The sequence below is a fragment of the Pseudomonas sp. MF6751 genome (genome assembly GCF_016613265.1).
GTDB lineage: Bacteria > Pseudomonadota > Gammaproteobacteria > Pseudomonadales > Pseudomonadaceae > Aquipseudomonas > Aquipseudomonas fluorescens_BV.
Genome location: NZ_JAENSV010000008.1, coordinates 111,929 through 127,154, shown reverse-complemented (window position 1 = coordinate 127,154; position 15,226 = coordinate 111,929). Strand labels below are relative to the sequence as shown.

Here is a 15,226-nt window from a genome sequence, read left to right as displayed (position 1 = left end):
TTTGTTTTTTCAGCGCCTGATAACTTGTTTTTCACGCTCATTTAAAGGAATCACACCATGAACTACGCCACCTATTACCGCTACGACACTTGCACTGCATGGCGATTTAGCCAGCTCCGTTCGGGACAGCCTGCCGCCTCCGACCGGTCACCCCGTGGTGGCAAGCCAACACACGTAGCCGATACGGCCAATTGTCGAACACCCCAGTAGGCCAAGCGTGCGGGAATCGCCCGCCGCTTGCCCAGGAAGCCTTGAATATGAACTCCTCCGTCGCCGCTTTGCCCGTCTCTACCCTCAACAGCGCCAATGAAGCCCTGACCCAGCGTTTGCCCAGCGCTCTTGAACTCAAGCACCAACTCCCGCTCAGCCCGTTCCTCAACGAACAAGTCCACGCCCATCGCCAAGCCGTGCGCGCCATCCTCAATGGCGAAGACTCACGCTTGCTGGTGATTGTCGGCCCGTGCTCTATCCACGACCCGGAATCGGCCATGGAATACGCGCGCAATCTGAAGAAGCTCGCGCTTGAAGTCAGCGACCAGATGCTGCTGGTGATCCGTGCCTACGTCGAGAAACCGCGCACCACTGTGGGCTGGAAAGGCTTGGCCTACGATCCACACTTGGACGGCAGCGATGACATGGCCGCCGGCCTGACCCTGTCCCGCGAACTGATGCGTGAAATGCTGCGCCTGGGCCTGCCGGTGGCCACCGAGTTGCTGCAACCCATGGCCGCCGGCTACTTCGATGACCTGCTCACTTGGGTCGCCATTGGCGCACGCACTACCGAATCGCAGATTCACCGCGAAATGGCCAGCGGCCTGGGCATGCCCGTGGGCTTCAAGAACGGCACCGACGGTGGCGTTGCCATTGCCTGCGATGCGATGCGTTCAGCGTCTCACCCGCATCGTCATTTCGGCGTGGACAGCCAGGGCCACCCGGCAATCATCCAGACGCCCGGCAACCCCGACACCCACCTGGTGCTGCGCGGCGGCCACCGTGGGCCCAACTACGATGCGCAAAGCGTGGCCGACGTAAAGCATGACCTGGCCAAGTCCAAGGTGGCGGCACGGATCATGGTCGATTGCAGCCATGCCAACAGCGGCAAGCACCCGCTGCGCCAACCGGCGGTATTCAATGACGTGCTGGAGCAGCGCTTGCAAGGTGATGCCTCGCTGGTCGGCATGATGCTTGAGAGTCACCTGTTCGAAGGCTGCCAGCCGCTGAGCGCGTCGATGAAATACGGCGTTTCGGTGACCGATGGTTGCCTGGGTTGGGACGGGACCGAGCAGGTGTTACGCAGTGCCGCTGAGCGGTTGCGGGAGCACGGCAAGGCCGACTGATCGGTGGGAATCAAAAACCTGGGAGAGGGCGGGACAGTTGACGAGCACTCGTGCGAGTGTTCAGATGCCCGCCTGTTTCAGGTGCCCCCTGCCGCCGTGCTTGGGGTGAAACGGGAAACCGGTACGCTCACATTGAGCAAGTCCGGTGCTGCCCCCGCAACGGTATATGCGTGATCCCTTCGACACACCACTGTGGCCCTCGCGCCATGGGAAGGTGAAGGTATCCATACGCATGAGCCCGGAGACCGGCCTGGAATTTCTGTTTGGCAAACTCCTGCGGTGGGCGGGCATGGGCCGGTATTGGCGTGTGCTCGATGCCTTCTCTTGCGTGCTTCTGCGAAGATACTTTCGAGAAGACTATGATCCGACATTCCTTCACTCCCTTGATCAGTTGCCTGTTCAGCCCGTTGCTGCTGGCCGACAACACGCCCCTGGTGCTCAACCCGCAAATCGTCTCGGCGCCCTCAGTGGAATCCAGCACTGTTGCGGCCATGGCCCAGTACGGCAGCAACGTCAACGTGGTCAGCCGCGAACAGATCGAGCGGGCCGGCCCTTCAGCCGACGTGTCGCGGGTGATGCAAATGTTCATTCCTGGGCTGTACGTGGCGCCGAAGAACGGCCCATTCGACTATGGCACCTATTCCCTGCTCGGCGGGCGCAACGATGACACCCTGATCCTGCTCGATGGCGTGCGCTTGAACAACCGCCTGTACGGTGGCCTGTACCTCGACACGCTGCCGGCCAATGCCATTGAACGCATCGAAGTGCTCAAGGGTGGCCAGAGCCTGCTGTTCGGTACCCAGGCGGTATCGGGCGTAATCAACATCGTGACTCGCAGTCCGCAGACGCGGACGGCTGCCGGCGAAGTGAATATGGGCCTCGACACCTTCGGCGGCACCACGGGTGACGCACGGGTCGAGAAGATTTTCAGCAACGGCTGGGGCGACCTGGGCGTGTTGGCCTACGTCAGCCGCAATGCGTCCGAGGGCTACCAGCCGTTTCGCAATCGCGATATGAAAAATGTCACGGACAAGAAACGCTCTTACGAAGTCACCACCTTCGGTACCAAGGCAGTTCAATCTTTTGGCGATGATTCGCGCCTGGAACTGTTCTACCAATACGCCGACGCCAACCTGGATTTCGCCCGTCCGGTAGCCTCTCACAAAACCACCAACGACCGTGTACAGCAAATCGCCACAACCACGTTCGAGCAGAGCCTCGACGAACGCCTGAGTTATTTCGTCAAGGGCCACATCAACGATTGGGATACCCGCTATACCCGCATCAACAACCTAGACGGTGGTGGTACCCAGGTCATCAACCCTAACGACTACTGGGGCTTCACCGACTGGGGCGTGCAAGCCGAAGGCAAGGCCGAGTTGCCGGGCGGCCATGTAGTGATCGTCGGCAGCGACAACCAATGGTTCAAGGGCCAGGACGATGTGTTGGTGATCGACGATAACAAAGCCCAGGCCCACGCGCTGTATAGCCAACTGCGCCCGCAGATCGACGCCCTGCCCGACTGGCACCCCAGCCTCGGCGTACGCCACGAGGCCATGAGCGGCGGTGACAGTGCCACCGTCGGCATGCTCACGTCCCTCTACAACCTCAACGATCACTGGGCCTTGCGCGGCCAATACGGCACCGCCTACAAGCTGCCCAATGCCGAACAGCTGTTCGTCAACGAAGCGGACGAACAGGGCAACCGCCACCTCAAGCCAGAGAAAAGCCGCAACGCTGAACTGGGCCTCGACTACTCAGGGCAACTTGCGGAACGCGATTTCAGCGCCAGCGTCACCGTGTTCAAACGCAAGATCAGCGACCTGATCACTCTGGACGATGTGCAGTGGGTCAATGGTGAGGGCCAGATCCAAATGCGCGGTTTCGAGGCCGACGCCAGGTTGGCGCTCAACGACCAATGGAGCGTGCAGGCCGACATGACCCGCAACCTGACCGAATCCCGCGCCGGGGTCACCCTTAACGATATCCCCAGTTTTTTCGCCCGCTCACGCATCGGTTTTGAATCGCAAAACCGCCTATGGGGTGCAGGCGCGGCGCTGCGTTATATCCGCGATGTCATCAGCGCCAAGCAGGTCGAGTACGGGCATTATTCGGTGGTGGACGCCGACGCCTATCGCTATCTGGACAGTGCCCACCAGCATCGTTTGAGCCTGCTGGTGGAAAACCTGTTCGACCGCGACTACGTCACCAGTCGCGCCAACAACGTCGACAACCTCGGCCGCCCCTTCACCGCAGAGGTGCGTTACAGGTATCGCTTCTGATGGCCGACATCACGCCAATCGACGGGGTCGACACCCACCCCGACTGGTCGCGAATTCCTGACCACAGTCACCATGTGTTCCTGTGTACCGGCCCGCGCTGCACCCAGCGTGGAGCCTTGCAACTGCGGAAAGCCCTGCGCCGCCGGTTGCTGGAGCTGCAACGCATCGAAGTGCCCGACGGCGTGCTGCTGACCCGCACCCATTGCCAGTTCCCCTGCAACCTCGGGCCGGTGCTCACGGTTTACCCGCAGCGCTGCTGGTACGGCGTGCACAGCAAGGCGGATGTGATACGCCTGGTGGATATGCACCTGGCAGGCGGTGAAGTGGTTGACGATCTACTGCTCAAGGAGCGCGCATGAAAACGTGGTGCTTATGCTTGATCTTGATTGCCCTGCTCTGCGCAACACAGACGCTGGCAGACAATTACACCAATTGCGCCCAGGCCTGGACACTGCCACACGCGCCGCCCTCGCGCATCGTCGCCCTCAATCAACACGCGGCCGACCTCTTGCTGGCGCTGGATGCCAGGCCTTCAATGGTGGGCGTGGCCTATCTGGACGACAGCGACAACACGCATCGACAGGGCCGGTATTTCGAAGTGCCGGTGATTGCCGCCCAATATCCCTCCAGCGAAATGCTGTATGCACAGCGCCCCGACTTGGTGGTGGGCGGGTTCGCCAGCGCGTTCGGCAAGGGTGTGAGCTCACGCACTGGCCTGGCCGACAACGGCGTGGCGTCCTACCTGCTGGAGTCCGCGTGTGACGGGCACACCCTGGATTACTTCGCGCACATCCGCCAGGACCTGCTCACCCTTGGTGCCCTGCTGCACAAATCACAACGCGCCAAGGCCCTGAGCGACGCACTGGACGCCGACCTGCAACATGCCCAGGCATTGGCTGACAACGCCCAACCGGTATCGGTATTTTACTTGGACAGTGAGGTCAACGGCCTCGCCAGTGAAGGCCAACGGGGGTTTGTCACAGCACTGCTGGCCGCATCGGGTGCCCGCAATGTGCTGGCTGACATCCCCCTATCACGAGTGACCGTGAACAGTGAAACCTTGCTGATGAAGGACCCTGACATCATTTTATTGGCCGACGCCCTGTGGTCCCCCGCTAACCGCAAGCGCCAATTGCTGACCACCGACCCGGTGTTATCGACGCTGCGAGCGGTGCGTGAGAACCGGATGATCGATATTCCGTTTACCCATTTAGTACCCGGCGTCGGCGGCGGCAAGGTGGCAATTGAACTGGCCCGTACATTTCGCGGCATACGGTAATCTGTAAGGAGCAAGCTCGCTCCTATGACTGTGGACTAGGCCCGGGCCACCGGCATGCGGGACAACTCCCGCAGCCACGGCAACACCCGCAGGCCGTGGGCAGTCTCGCAGGGGTCGACGATGTCCATGAAGTGTTCGAGGTTGACGTGGTCCGGCACGCCCGGCAATCGCACTCGCACGGCCGGCGTTACGCCGCAAGGGGCGCCCAGGTCCAGATGCTCGTAGACGAGTACATGACGCACCTGGGGCTGAGGCTCATGGGCATGGGCCAACAGCCCTGCATTGGTTATCAGCACGTCGAAGGGTTCGGCAGGAATGGCAGTGAGAATCCGCACCTCTTCGAACGTTTGCACCGGCACGATCCGGTAATAGCCCAAGTGGTTGAGCATTTTCTCGATGTACAGGCGTTGCAGATGTTGTTCATCGGCAATCAGGATGGTCAATGCTTTGTTCGGCATGGCAAACCCCTGGGCAGGCAGTGCTCGACAGTGAGCGTCGCCCATTTTCCAGACATATGCCGACGAAAAAATCAGGCATATTCCCCCTTCATGTAAGAACTTTCCCAAATCCTCCGAAAGGCGATCAACCACAGTCAGGGCTGATTGCAATAAGCGCTTAAGCCATGATGCAAAACATCGATCGCTTCACCCACGCTTGCAACCGCTGGCCCCAATGCCTGACGGTCCTGCTGTTCACACGCCGCCTCCAATGCCTCACATACACTGATCAATGGGTTGGCCTTGACCATCCGCGCGCCTCCCTTGGCACGATGAGCCAGGTCGTGCAACTTGGCAAAGTCTGCCTGGCTTGCCAGCCGTGGCAGCAAGGCACGATCCGCCTCCAGGCTTTCGAGTAACGGCGCCAGCAATTCGACCAGCGCGGCATGATCATCCCCGGTCAGCGCAACCAGGGTGCTCAAGTTGAAGGTAGCCAAGGGTCGCGGGCTAGTGCCAACTGAACGCGACGCCAATGCCGCCCGCAAGTCGTCCAGCCCGGTGGGCTTGAACAGGCAGCCATCCATGCCAGCCTGCCGACAGCGCTCGGCTTCCTCCGGCTGGGCGTTGGCGGTGAAACCGAGTAACAGGCAGGGCTCCAGACCGCGCTCACGCTCCTGTGCGCGAATCTCCTGGGCCAGCTGATAGCCGTTCTTGAACGGCATGTTGCAATCGGTAATGACGCCGTCGAACTGCCCCGTTCGCCACTGTTCAAGCCCTTGGACACCGTCTTCGGCCGTGATGATACGGTGCCCCAGAAAGCTCAACTGTCGAGCCAGCAGCAAGCGGTTGGCCGGGTAGTCGTCCACCACCAGAATACTCAGCGCGCGCCCCTCTGGCGCCGCCTCTTGCACAGGCTCAATCGGGGCCGGCAGCGTGGTGGTCATGGCCAGGGTCAACGTCACGTCCACCCGAGTGCCGTGCCCCAACACACTACTCAAGTGCAATTGGCCGCCCATCATTTCGCACAGGCTGCGGCTGATCACCAACCCCAGCCCAGACCCGCTGCGTGCCGATTGCTGATTATTGCTGCCCTGGATGAACACACTGAACAACCGCTGCTGGTCGGTGACGCTGATTCCGATGCCAGTGTCTTGCACCCATAACTGCACGGCCAAGCGATCGTCCTCGACCACCGCCTGCGCGACCAGGCTGACCTGCCCATGGGGAGTGAACTTGATGGCATTGCTCAGCAGATTCGAGACCACCTGCTTGAATCGCAGCGGGTCGACCAGCACCGCCTGGTCAATCAACGGGTCCAGCTCAACCTGCAGTGCCAACCCCTTGGCTCGGGCCAGCCCCTCGAATACACGTGCGACCGACGCCAACAACTCATGCAGGTTGGCGGGCTCCAGGGTCAGTGACAAATGCCCAGACTCGATCCGCGCTATATCGAGAATATCGCCGATCAGCTCCAACATACCCCGCGAAGCTACCGAGGCCACCTCCAGAGCATCGCGGTCGACCCGCCCCTGTTCGGCATTTTTCAAGGCCAGTTCGATCATGCCGATCACGGCGTTCATCGGCGTGCGGATCTCGTGGCTCATGGTCGCCAGGAAGGTCGTCTTGGCGCGATTGGCGGCGTCGGCATCGTCCTTGGCTTCCTGTAGCTGGCCGAGCAGCCGGTGCCGTTCGCTTACGTCTACCCAACCGGCAATCATGCCCACCACCTTCTCGTCGCCGTCGCGGTACGGCAGCATCCACTGGTAAATGGTCAGCACATCGCCATTGGGCACCTTGAGGATTCGATCATGAATCTGCGGCTCGCCGCCGGCCATCAAGCGCAGGTAATCCTCATGAAACGACCGGGCCTGTGGCGGGTTTTCGATGTCGGTTTCCACCACGGTCCTGCCGATCACGTCTTCAAGTTTGTAGCCAAACACGTCGAGGTAGGCGTTATTGCAGGCCATCAGCCGCCCTTGGCGATCGCGCACGTAAATCGGGTGTGGTGTGCCGTCGATCAATACGCTCATGAACCGCATCTGATCGCTTAGCGCTCGCTCGGCCTGCAGGCGCTTGCGAATCAGGCTGCGCAGGTAAATGGCCCAGCCCAGCGTGATTGCCAACAACAGCGCCGCCAACCCAAAGCCCTGAAGAATCACATTCCGATAACGCAACCAATAGCTGTCCTCGATGATGACCTCACTACGCCACTGGCCAATCAGTTCGTCCATTTCCTGAGGGGTGATGCTCAGCAGCGCCTTATCGAGGATCGAATACAGCTCCAACTGACTGCGATTTACCCCAAAGGTCACGCGTGCAGGCTCAATGCCAACCGTACTGCTGACACGCAGGCGGTCGCGGTAATAACGGCTGATCAGATAACGTGCGCTGATTAACGAGTTGACCGCGCCGTCGGCGTCACCATTGGCCACCAGCGCCATGGCTTGCTGGGGGTTCTCCACGTCGACAAACATCACACCTGGAAAATTTTTCGCTATGTCCTCATGCAGGCCATTGCCGACCACCATGGCCAGGCGTTTGCCGACCATGTCCTCCAGCGTGAGCGGGCTGTGGGGACCGTTACGGGTTACCAGCACAAAGGGATTGGTCAGGTAGGGCCGGGTAAAACGCACTTTTTCAGCACGCTCCGCACTAGGCGTGACGACCGCCAGCATGTCCGCCGTACCCGCACTGACGATATTGATCTGGCGCGGCAATGAGCCGCCCGGGACCACATCGAACTTCAAGCCGGTACGCAAGCTGATACGCGATAATACCTCGGCACTCAACCCTTCGAACTGGCCTTGATCACCAATAAAAGATAACGGTAGAAAGTCATTGAGCACCGCGACTCTGACCCTCGGATTCTTTTGCACCCAACGTTGTTCGCTGGCACTCAAATGCAACCGGTCAACGCCGATTATCCCCAGGTTACCTCCGCTCCAGCGGCGCAGGATTTCCATCTGCTCGCTGGCGGGAATCGCCTCCAGCGCGGCATTGAGAATGGGCAGTAAACGCGTATTTTCGCGGGCGACGGCAAACGCAAACGGGTTGACTTCCAAGCCGGAAAAATCCGCCATACGTACATTGTTGAGGTGATTGCGATTGATCAGGTAGTTGCTGCTGATAGCATCCCCCAGATAGACGTCGGCGCGACCAAACGCTACGGCACCAATAGCTTCGAAAGTCGAGGCAAACAACTCCAATTGGGCCTGGGGGTAAAACGCCCGAACGGCGTCGGGCTGCATATAGTGATACAGCATCGCTACGCGCTTGCCCGCCAGGTCGTCATTCAACACCTGGCTATCGCCGCTGCGAGTCACCAGGGTCGGTTGATCGTTGGCGTAGGAGCGAGACAAAAGCAGTTGCGGGTCGGCCGCTTCGTAGCCATTGGCGGAACCGAGAAAATCCACGCCTCCCTGCTTCAAGGCTTCGATCACTTCATCGCGGGTATCGTAACGCCGTACCTCTATGGAGATATGCAGGGCCTGACCCACCAGTGCGGCAAAATCGGCTGTGATACCTTCAAGCTCGTCGTTGTTATTGGTCAAGTCAAAAGGCGCATAATCGGGAGCAGAAACCCCCATCAACAATGTGCGCCGCTCGCGCAGCCAGCGCCAATCAGACTCATCCAGTGCTACTTGCGGGGTGTCAATACGTGAGTGCCCCAACAGCCGCAAAGCATGGGGCTCATCCAGGGCCACCGCGATCTGAGGTAACAGGCTCATCCAGAAGATCGTGGCGAACCTTATAAACGCGGTGGTGATCATCTCAATTCAGATCAGATGGTTGCGCTGGGCAAACTTGGATAAGTGCACTACCGAAGACATGCGTAACTTCTCCTTGAGTCGAGTCTTGTAAGTGCTGATGGTCTTGTGGCTCAGCAGCATCTGTTCGGCAATTTCCTTGTTGCCCAGCCCCAGGGCCAACATTTGCAATACGGTTAACTCACGGTCCGATAAGCACTCGATCATCTGCCGTTCCGTTTCTTGCAGATCATCGCGGCGCACCGAACTGGTCGGCAAACTGGGGAAGCAGCTGTAGCCCGACATGATCGCTTTGATAGCCTTTTGCAGCTCATCCAGCTCACCGGTCTTGGCGACGAACCCCATCGCACCGGAACGCATGCAACGGGTAGAAAAAAATACCGCCAGGTAGGAGGTCAGCACCAGAATCTTGCACGGCAAGCCCAACGCCTTGATGCGGCTGATAACCTCCAACCCGCCTAATTTAGGCATCGCCAGGTCGAGGATAATCAGCTCGGGACGTTGCTCCCTCGCCAACTGCATAGCGTCAGCGCCATCCCCCGCCTGAAAAATTTCATCAAACCCCTCCAATTGCAGGAGGTGTTTGACCGTTGCCCGGATAAACGGATGGTCATCCACAATTAATGCTTTGCTCATAAAACTTCCTTATGTGGACAAAATACCCTTACACATCACGCCGGACCTGGGTACCTGTGAGAAATGACAGTTCCGACAAGCGGCACTGCTTCCTTGGAGCGGTAACCAAGCAGTGTCTGGCCCTTTCAATTAACTCAACAGAGCGACGGACGCCGGACCTCAACGGCGCAACAGCCGCAAGTACCTAACTTTAGCAATGCAATGATGTTTCAACCGAAGGGATAATCCGGACAACATGTAGGATTTTTCCACATGCAAGCTTAGCCAATCCTGGCCAGCCCATAAGGATCAGTCGGTGGTGCTCGGACTCCAGAAGGCCTGCACCACCAGGGTTGACGTTGAGAGGCGCGCCACCAGCGCGTCCAGTTCGTCGCCATCCACCGACGTGGCGGCCAGGATGGCCTCGATTTCCACTTCGTCACTGCCGAACGGTCGCACGTCGACGTCGCTGGCAGGGTAGTTGCAGCGTGCCAGCTCGGCTTCCAGTAACACCATCACGGCCTGCTGCTGACTGCGGCGCGCAATGACATAGAGGATATTGGTGACCTCTGCCGACACCACGTCCAAGGGCTGACGATTGATGTTATTGACGATCGGCCGCAGCAAGGTATTGGCCGCCAGCACAAACAGCGTGCCCAGCAACGCCTCGAGGATCAGGTCGGCCCCGGCGCAGGCGCCCACCGCGGCCGAAGCCCAAAGGGTGGCGGCTGTATTGAGCCCACGCACATTGCCCTCCTCCCGCATGATCACACCCGCCCCCAGGAAGCCGATGCCCGACACCACGTAAGCGACCACGCGCACCGCGCCTTCCGCACCGCCCAGTCGGTTGGCCATGTCGACAAAGATCGCCGCGCCCACCGCCACCAGCACATTGGTACGTAAGCCGGCGGTGCGCTGGCGGTACTGGCGCTCGAACCCGATGAGGCCACCGAGAATAAACGCAGCGCTGAGGCTGACCACGGTGTCGACCAGGGAGTTGAGGTTTATGTTGTTGATTGCCTGCATAAGAAATCTCCATGAATGCAGCGGCACATTGGTAACTCGCAGGTCCCTGTGGGAGCTGGCTTGCCTGCGATAGCGGTATACCACCAATGAATCTGGCGACTGATACACCGTCATCGCGGGCAAACCCGGCTCCCACAGGATTGGCGATGTTGCATGGAACCTGTTACTGCCAGCCAAACTTGCGAATGTAGTAGCCCTTCACCGCTTGGGTCAGCGCCATGTAAGCCAGCAAAATCACCGGCAGGAACACGAAGTACAGCGACGGCAGCGCCTGCAATTTGAAGTAGTGCGCCAAAGGCCCCATCGGCAGGAATATCCCCACGGCCATGATCACACCGGTCATCAACATCAACGGCAGCGCTGCGCGGCTTTGCAGGAATGGGATTTTCGGCGTGCGGATCATGTGCACGATCAGGGTCTGGGTCAGCAGCCCCACCACAAACCAGCCGGATTGAAATAGCGTTTGGTGGTCTGGGGTGTTGGCATCAAACACATACCACATGAGTGCGAACGTGGTGATGTCGAAGATCGAACTGATCGGTCCGAAAAACAACATGAAGCGCCCCACTTCCCCCGGCTGCCAGCGTTGCGGCGTGGCAAGCATCTCGTCATCGACGTTGTCGAACGGAATCGCAATCTGCGAGATGTCATACAGCAGGTTTTGCACCAGCAGGTGCATCGGCAGCATCGGCAAAAACGGGATAAAGGCACTGGCCACCAATACCGAGAACACGTTGCCGAAGTTCGAACTGGCGGTCATCTTGATGTATTTGAGCATGTTGGCGAAGGTGCGCCGGCCTTCCAGCACGCCCTCCTCCAGGATCATCAGGCTCTTCTCCAGCAGGATGATGTCAGCCGCTTCCTTGGCGATGTCCACCGCACTGTCCACCGAAATTCCGATATCCGCCGTGCGCAACGCCGGAGCGTCGTTGATGCCATCGCCCATAAAGCCGACCACATGTCCGTTGGCCTTGAGCAGACGCACGATGCGCTCCTTGTGGCTGGGCGTGAGCTTGGCAAACACATTGGTGGTTTCCACGGCCAGGGCCAGTTCGACGTCGCTCATCGCTTCGATGTCGTTGCCCATCAGCAAGCTTGTTGCTCCAGGCCCACTTCGCGGCAGATCTTCGCCGTGACGAGTTCGTTGTCGCCGGTCAACACTTTCACCGCCACGCCGTGAGCCTTCAGCGCTTTGAGGGCGGGGGCGGTGCTTTCCTTGGGCGGGTCGAGAAACGCCACGTAGCCGATCAGCGTCAGGTTGTTTTCATCGGCCAGGGTGTAGGTGTCACGTCCTGCCGGCATCGGCTGCGCCGCTACCGCCACCACCCGCAGCCCTTCTTCGTTAAAGGCCGCGGTCACCTGGCGAATGCGCGCCAGCAGTTCGTCGGTCAGTGCCTCATCGACGTCACCATGACGCACGCGATTGCACACCGACAAAATTTCCTCCACCGCCCCTTTGCAGATCAACAGGTGCGGTTGGTGCTCCTCGGCCACCACCACCGACATGCGGCGGCGGTTGAAGTCGAATGGGATCTCGTCGACCTTGTGGAACGCGGTACCGACTTTCAGCTCACGATGGATGTCCACATGCTCGAGCACGGCCACATCCAACAGGTTTTTCAGGCCGGTCTGGTAGTAGCTGTTGAGGTAGGCCATTTCCAGCACGTCGTCCGACTCCTGGCCCCACACGTCCACATGGCGCGCCAGGAAAATCTTGTCCTGGGTGAGCGTGCCGGTCTTGTCGGTGCACAGCACGTCCATGGCGCCGAAGTTCTGGATCGCGTCCAGGCGCTTGACGATGACCTTCTTGCGCGACAGAAACACCGCGCCCTTGGCCAAGGTCGAGGTGACGATCATGGGCAGCATTTCCGGGGTCAAGCCTACCGCAATCGACAGCGCGAACAGCAACGCCTCGGTCCAGTCGCCCTTGGTGAAGCCGTTGATGAACAGCACCAGCGGCGCCATCACAAACATAAAGCGAATCAGCAACCAACTGACCTTGTTCACCCCCTGCTGGAACGAGGTGGTCGCACGGTCCGTTGCCGTGACACGTTGCGCCAAGGCACCAAAATACGTGCTGTTGCCGGTGGCCAGGATGACCGCCGTGGCGGCGCCGGACACGACGTTGGTGCCCATGAACAGAATATTCTCCAACTCCAGCGGGTTGCGCGTGTGGGCGTCCTGCTGGTGGGCGAACTTTTCCACCGGCATGGATTCACCGGTCATCGCCGCCTGGCTGACGAACAAGTCCTTGGCGCTGAGCACGCGGCAGTCCGCGGGGATCATGTCGCCGGCCGACAATACAATCAGATCGCCTGGCACCAGTTGCTTGATCGGCAGTTCAATGCGCTTGGCAGTACCGCGGCGCAGCACCGTCGCGGTATTGCTCACCATGGCCTTCAAGGCGTCGGCGGCCTTGTTCGACTTGGCCTCCTGCCAGAAGCGCAACAGGGTCGAGAGCACCACCATGGAGAAAATCACCGTGGCGGCCTTCATGTCTTCGGTCAGCCAAGAGATCACCGCCAACAGGGTCAGCAGCAGGTTGAACGGATTCTTGTAGCAATGCCACAGGTGCACCCACCACGGCAGCGGCTGTTCGTGCTCGACTTCATTGAGGCCGTATTGCACGCGCAGGGCGTCGGCTTCCTGAGTGCTCAGGCCCTCGGCGTGGCTACCCAGCACGCCCAGCAATTGCACAGTGCTGCGGTTGGCAGAAGCCACCAGTGTCTGCGCCAGGCTGGGCGGTACTTCGCGGCTGACGCTGGCATCGGTCACGGTCTCCAGCATCGCCAGGCGGCGAAAATGCCGGGCGATATGCCGGGTCCGCAGGAAACCGGCGAAGAACTCTTTGAGCAAAGTGAGGTTCATGGTGTAACTCCTGCGCGAGGAAAAACCGTCGTGCAGGTACTGCCCGTCCACACCGCGCCCGTCACACAGGCACAGCCGAACCTGGCCCGCCCGCCGTAACAGGCAGGCGCGTCCGTAGCATCCAGGCGTTACCCAGGTGCTGGTCAGCGTCGATGAGAGGGAATCAGGCAGGTGCCAGGACTGGCCACCGCCGAGATGCCGCTTCTCGCTTTATGAGGCGAGACAACGGCATCAAGAAAATGCGCGTTACCTTGCCAAGTAGAGGCCGGTTACCGAAACCGGCCGACGACTGTCGCTCGAACAAGTACCCACTGAGGGTCTCCGCTATTGATGAAAACGCGCGAAGCTTACGCCCCGATGTTGGCGGAGTAAACCGTAGGAAAGTGGCAGCCTGGTGAATAAGAAGATTCTTCAGGATGGGTTCAGGAAAGAGCGTTTTGCTTACTTTTGTCTGGGCCGGCAGTCCGGCTTTTCAAAAGTGAGCCGCTGTAAAAGCGGAACCCTGAGTAGCCGTTACCGCAGGAATGGATATGTACACGGTCCAACTGTGTTGACTGTCAGGCCGTCTTCGCAGGCAAGCCAGCTCCCACATTTGGATCGCGGTGCGTCAGCTCGATTAGCGTCTACATGGGATTGATGTACATCCCTGGCTATGGCGTATCAGGTCGATCCCTTTCAACCAATGCCACGTAGTCTTCAATGCTAGCGCTGGCAACACCCTTTACCTGGATAGACACCTTATTCACCTGCCGACCCATCGTGATGCCCTCGCGGGTACGCATCTGTACATAGCCAAGTCTGGGCCAAAAACGCTCGGCCCTGGTATTGCCCATCACTACCGTCAGCCGCAGCCACTGGGCGCCCTTCGCCACCGCCCAGGCCTCAAGGTCCGCGTGCAAGCGCTGCGCCAGCCCGCTGCCGTGCCAGCGCGCCTGCACCAGCAGCAACCCGATGTGCCACACCCCGATGGCGAGCAAATCCGCGGCGATATTCACCACGGCGACCAGGTGGCCCTGCGCATCTCGGTAACCCAGCCAGTACAGGCGGCTGCAATGCCAGCCGGCGGGTAATTGGCCGCGTAATTCTTCCCGTGCTTCGGTCGGGGTAGCCGGTTCGCCATTCACCGCGATGAAGTAAGCCGGCGCCTGTTCAAAAAACTGCTGCAGCTCAGCTTCATCGCAGCCAAGCAGCTCAACCACCCGAATGCCTTCGAGGAAACTGCCAGGCAACTCCTGTGGATCAACGTCCATGTTCAACCTCTTCAATCATCCCGTGTCAGCACTTCCAGCAGTTCAATTTCGAAGCGCAGATTACTGTTGGGTTTGATATGCGCGCCCATCGAGCGCTCGCCATAGGCCAGGTGCGCCGGTACATACAACGAGCGTACACCGCCAACCTGCATGCCCATCAAGCCCTGGTCCCACCCCTTGATCACGCGGCCAGTGCCGATCACGCACTGAAACGGTTTGCCCCGTTCCCAGGAGGAATCGAACACGGTGCCATCTTCCAGGGTGCCGGTGTATTGGGTGGTGATCAGCGCGCCCTTGACCACGGCTTTGCCGTCGCCCAGGCGGATGTCGGTGACCTGCAGTTCGTCGTTGCTCATGGAGTTCTC

General features: G+C 59.7%; 10 protein-coding genes, 1 pseudogene and 1 riboswitch. Of the genes and pseudogenes, 4 read left to right on the top strand and 7 right to left on the bottom strand.

Translation table 11 applies throughout. From position 1 onward, the window contains the following. Positions 1 to 257 precede the first annotated feature (257 nt). The 4 genes from JJD66_RS10005 (at position 258) to JJD66_RS09990 (ending at position 4,898) form a co-directional block, all read left to right on the top strand. Positions 258 to 1,337 carry a 3-deoxy-7-phosphoheptulonate synthase gene (locus JJD66_RS10005; RefSeq protein WP_200648059.1) on the top strand — a complete coding sequence of 360 codons (1,080 nt, stop codon included), beginning with the start codon at positions 258 to 260 and terminating at the stop codon, positions 1,335 to 1,337. Positions 1,338 to 1,399: 62 nt separating this feature from the next. Then, a riboswitch (cobalamin riboswitch) is annotated at positions 1,400 to 1,605 on the top strand. Between the two features lie 91 nt (positions 1,606 to 1,696). After that, entirely contained in the window at positions 1,697 to 3,619 is a 1,923-nt protein-coding gene (locus JJD66_RS10000) for a TonB-dependent receptor plug domain-containing protein (RefSeq protein ID WP_200648058.1), read from the top strand. Continuing rightward, positions 3,619 to 3,978, top strand: coding sequence for a (2Fe-2S) ferredoxin domain-containing protein (locus tag JJD66_RS09995; RefSeq protein WP_200648057.1), 360 nt, complete (start codon positions 3,619 to 3,621; stop codon positions 3,976 to 3,978). Before JJD66_RS10000 ends, JJD66_RS09995 begins: the two co-directional genes overlap by 1 nt. Continuing rightward, on the top strand, positions 3,975 to 4,898 hold the full coding sequence (locus JJD66_RS09990; RefSeq protein ID WP_198715200.1) for an ABC transporter substrate-binding protein: 924 nt from the start codon (positions 3,975 to 3,977) through the stop codon (positions 4,896 to 4,898). Before JJD66_RS09995 ends, JJD66_RS09990 begins: the two co-directional genes overlap by 4 nt. Before the next feature lie 35 nt (positions 4,899 to 4,933). On the opposite strand, the gene JJD66_RS09985 is transcribed toward JJD66_RS09990, so the two are convergent. The 7 genes and pseudogenes from JJD66_RS09985 to JJD66_RS09955 form a co-directional block, all read right to left on the bottom strand. Then, the gene (locus JJD66_RS09985; RefSeq protein ID WP_105226412.1) at positions 4,934 to 5,356 is read right to left on the bottom strand and encodes a chemotaxis protein CheY; all 423 of its coding nucleotides are present in this window, start codon (positions 5,354 to 5,356) and stop codon (positions 4,934 to 4,936) included. A gap of 134 nt (positions 5,357 to 5,490) precedes the next feature. Next, positions 5,491 to 9,105 (bottom strand): transporter substrate-binding domain-containing protein, encoded by a 3,615-nt coding sequence (locus JJD66_RS09980; protein ID WP_200648056.1) that lies wholly within the window; start codon positions 9,103 to 9,105, stop codon positions 5,491 to 5,493. 6 nt (positions 9,106 to 9,111) lie between these two features. Continuing rightward, on the bottom strand, positions 9,112 to 9,738 hold the full coding sequence (locus JJD66_RS09975) for a response regulator transcription factor (protein ID WP_034127079.1): 627 nt from the start codon (positions 9,736 to 9,738) through the stop codon (positions 9,112 to 9,114). A 288-nt stretch (positions 9,739 to 10,026) separates the two neighbouring features. Continuing rightward, positions 10,027 to 10,743 (bottom strand): MgtC/SapB family protein, encoded by a 717-nt coding sequence (locus tag JJD66_RS09970; protein WP_003190369.1) that lies wholly within the window; start codon positions 10,741 to 10,743, stop codon positions 10,027 to 10,029. Between the two features lie 163 nt (positions 10,744 to 10,906). Continuing rightward, positions 10,907 to 13,611: pseudogene (mgtA, locus tag JJD66_RS09965) on the bottom strand (magnesium-translocating P-type ATPase). Between the two features lie 650 nt (positions 13,612 to 14,261). Beyond that, the gene (locus JJD66_RS09960) at positions 14,262 to 14,861 is read right to left on the bottom strand and encodes a GNAT family N-acetyltransferase (RefSeq protein ID WP_198715196.1); all 600 of its coding nucleotides are present in this window, start codon (positions 14,859 to 14,861) and stop codon (positions 14,262 to 14,264) included. 11 nt (positions 14,862 to 14,872) lie between these two features. Then, positions 14,873 to 15,217, bottom strand: a complete 345-nt coding sequence (locus JJD66_RS09955; protein ID WP_034127076.1) for an FKBP-type peptidyl-prolyl cis-trans isomerase — start codon at positions 15,215 to 15,217, stop codon at positions 14,873 to 14,875. Positions 15,218 to 15,226 lie beyond the last annotated feature (9 nt).

What these genes read in the sequence shown, in the direction of transcription:
- JJD66_RS10005 (WP_200648059.1), top strand. Translation starts at nt 258, where the DNA reads ATGAACTCCTCCGTCGCCGCTTTGCCCGTCTCTACCCTCAACAGCGCC.
- JJD66_RS10000 (WP_200648058.1), top strand. Translation starts at nt 1,697, where the DNA reads ATGATCCGACATTCCTTCACTCCCTTGATCAGTTGCCTGTTCAGCCCG.
- JJD66_RS09995 (WP_200648057.1), top strand. Translation starts at nt 3,619, where the DNA reads ATGGCCGACATCACGCCAATCGACGGGGTCGACACCCACCCCGACTGG.
- JJD66_RS09990 (WP_198715200.1), top strand. Translation starts at nt 3,975, where the DNA reads ATGAAAACGTGGTGCTTATGCTTGATCTTGATTGCCCTGCTCTGCGCA.
- JJD66_RS09985 (WP_105226412.1), bottom strand. Translation starts at nt 5,356, where the DNA reads ATGCCGAACAAAGCATTGACCATCCTGATTGCCGATGAACAACATCTG.
- JJD66_RS09980 (WP_200648056.1), bottom strand. Translation starts at nt 9,105, where the DNA reads ATGATCACCACCGCGTTTATAAGGTTCGCCACGATCTTCTGGATGAGC.
- JJD66_RS09975 (WP_034127079.1), bottom strand. Translation starts at nt 9,738, where the DNA reads ATGAGCAAAGCATTAATTGTGGATGACCATCCGTTTATCCGGGCAACG.
- JJD66_RS09970 (WP_003190369.1), bottom strand. Translation starts at nt 10,743, where the DNA reads ATGCAGGCAATCAACAACATAAACCTCAACTCCCTGGTCGACACCGTG.
- JJD66_RS09960 (WP_198715196.1), bottom strand. Translation starts at nt 14,861, where the DNA reads ATGGACGTTGATCCACAGGAGTTGCCTGGCAGTTTCCTCGAAGGCATT.
- JJD66_RS09955 (WP_034127076.1), bottom strand. Translation starts at nt 15,217, where the DNA reads ATGAGCAACGACGAACTGCAGGTCACCGACATCCGCCTGGGCGACGGC.